Annotated in this window: 2 protein-coding genes; both read right to left on the bottom strand. The window is 72.6% G+C overall.

The genetic code is table 11. The features are described 5' to 3' along the window. Positions 1-58: 58 nt before the first annotated feature. Positions 59-1,690: an MtrAB system histidine kinase MtrB gene (gene mtrB, locus DZG00_RS14355; protein ID WP_119383027.1), complete on the bottom strand. Its 1,632-nt coding sequence runs from the start codon at positions 1,688-1,690 to the stop codon at positions 59-61. A 4-nt stretch (positions 1,691-1,694) separates the two neighbouring features. Continuing rightward, a complete protein-coding gene (gene mtrA / locus DZG00_RS14350; RefSeq protein ID WP_086520737.1) occupies positions 1,695-2,375 on the bottom strand; it encodes an MtrAB system response regulator MtrA in 681 nt (226 codons plus the stop codon). Between the last annotated feature and the right edge of the window lie 310 nt (positions 2,376-2,685).

Genomic DNA, 2,685 nt, shown 5'->3' with positions numbered 1-2,685 from the left:
GGCGGCCCCGCGGACGGAGCGACGCGGCGCGCGGCCCGCGCGGGGGCGGTGGTGCGCTTCAGCTGCTGGGGACACGGGCATCCTCCTCGTCGGCGCGGTCGTCCGCGGGGTCGTCGGGCGGCAGCGCGACGGGCGAGCTGTCGAAGGGCACGTCCGGGCGGCGGGGCAGGGTGAGGCGGAAGCAGGATCCCTCGCCCGGCCGGGACCACAGCTGCAGCCAGCCGTGGTGCAGGTTCGTGTCCTCGAGGGAGATCGCGAGGCCGAGGCCGGTGCCGCCCGTGGTGCGCTGGCGGGAGGGATCCGCGCGCCAGAACCGGTCGAAGACGTGGCCCATCTCCTCGTGCGTCATGCCGACGCCGTAGTCGCGCACGGCCAGCGCGACCGCGTCCCGGTCGCTGTCGACCGTGATCACGATGGGCCGGCCCTCGCCGTGGTCGACCGCGTTGCCCACGAGGTTCGTGACGATGCGGCGGACCCGGCGGGCGTCCATCTCGGCGTCGAAGTAGCCGCCCGGCGCGACCAGGCGCAGCTCGGAGCCCTTCTGCGCGGCGAGCCCCTCGAACTCCTCGATGGAGTCCTCGACGAGCCGCACGAGGTTGGTCGGCTCGGTCACGAGGTCCACGGCGCCCGCGTCGAAGCGGCTGATCTCCAGCAGGTCGGCGAGCAGCGTCTCGAACCGCTCCACCTGCGTGTGCAGCAGCTCGGCGCTGCGGGCGGCGGGCGGGCTGAAGTCCTCGCGCAGGTCGTAGAGCACGCCGCCGGCGAGACGGATGGTCGTGAGCGGCGTGCGCAGCTCGTGCGAGACGTCGGACACGAAGCGCTGCTGCAGCTGCGAGAGATCGGCGAGCTGCGTGATCTGCGACTGCAGCGAGTCGGCCATGCCGTTGAACGAGCGGGCCAGGGTCGCGATCACGTCCTCGCCCTTCACCGGCAGCCGCTCCTCGAGCTGGCCGGCCGCGAGCTTCTGGCTGGTGTCGGCGGCGACGCGGATGGGCGCGACGACCAGGCGCACCACGAGCCAGGCGATGGCGCCGATGAGGACGACCAGGAGGAGGAACGCCAGGAGGATCGTGCCTGCGACGAAGTCGAGGGTCTGCTGGATGTCGCCGAGGTCGTAGACGAGGTACAGCTCGTACCGGCCGGCCGAGGGGATGTCGATGCTCGAGCCGACGACGATGCCGGGGCTCGTGCCGCCCTGCTCGTCGGGGATCGCCACCGACTGCCACTGCTGGGTGCCCGTGCCCTCGCCGACAGCGCGACGGAGGTCGGCGCTCAAGAGGCTGTCGACGTAGTCCGCGGTGGACGCGTTCTGCAGCACGTTGCGCGCCTCCGTGCCGGGCGTGCGGCGGAAGGCGAAGTCGGAGAGGTTGATGGCGCTGCCGCGGAGCTCGTCGAACACCTGCGTGCGGAGCTGCTCCAGCTCGGTCTGGTCGGAGGCGTCGGAGGAGGTGAACTGCTCCTGCATCCGGCTGGTGGCGCTGTTCGACTGCTGCAGCACGGTGTCGAGCCGCTGGCGGAAGAGGTCGCTCGAGATGCTCTGCGTCATGAGGATGCCGATGAGCAGCACCGTGACGCCCGAGAGCGCGACCGTGATGAGGACGGTGCGGAACTGGAGGGACACCGCCCAGATCCGGACGAGGCGGCGCGGCCACGACCTCCAGTCGACGAGCCACACGGGCAGGGGACGCATCGGGCTAGGCCGCGGCTCCCGCGCGGTAGCCGACGCCGCGGACGGTCATGACGATGCGCGGGTTGTCCGGGTCGTCCTCCACCTTCGCGCGCAGGCGCTGCACGTGGACGTTGACGAGCCGGGTGTCGGCCTTGTACTGGTAGCCCCACACCTGCTCGAGGAGCATCTCGCGCGTGAACACCTGCTGAGGCCGGCTGGCGAGCGCGTGGAGGAGGTCGAACTCGAGGGGCGTGAGGTTGATCCGCTCCTCGCCGCGGCGCACCTCGTGGCCCTCGACGTCGACCACGAGGTCGCCGACCTGGAGGAGGCCGGGCGACGCGGCGGCGGCCGGGCGCAGGCGCGTGCGGATGCGGGCGACGAGCTCCTTGGGGTTGAAGGGCTTGACGATGTAGTCGTCCGCGCCGGACTCGAGGCCCTTCACGACGTCGGCCGTGTCGGACTTCGCCGTGAGCATGATGATGGGGACGCCCGACTCGGCGCGGATGAGGTCGCACACCTGGATGCCGTCGAGGCCAGGGAGCATGAGGTCGAGCAGCACCAGGTCGGGCTTCGCCTCGTGGAACGCGGCGAGCGCCTGGCCGCCGTCCCCGCAGAAGGAGGGCTCGAAGCCCTCGGTGCGGAGGACGATGCCGATCATCTCGGCGAGCGCGGTGTCGTCGTCGACCACCAGGATCCGTGCTGTCATGTGATCTGGGTTCCCTGTCCTCGTAGGCCCCCAGGGTAGCCGGTGGATCCGCGGGATCGGCCTGGCCCGCCGGGGCGGGACTTCGCGCGCGGCCTGTGGGAGGCTGGCGGGCGTGACCGATGACCAGAGCTGGCAGGCCCCGGGCGGCGCACCGTCCTCCCCCGGAGGGTCCCCGGATCCGGATCGCACGGGCGCGGATGCCGGTCGCACGGGCGCCGGCTCCCCGCCGCCTCCCGGCTCGACGACCCCTCCCGACCACGCTGCCCCGCCCCCGCCCGGCTTCCCGCCGCCTCCCGGCTGGGGCGCCGCA

The sequence above is a fragment of the Clavibacter lycopersici genome, assembly GCF_003576405.1.
GTDB lineage: Bacteria > Actinomycetota > Actinomycetes > Actinomycetales > Microbacteriaceae > Clavibacter > Clavibacter lycopersici.
This window is presented reverse-complemented; position numbering and strand designations above follow the sequence as displayed.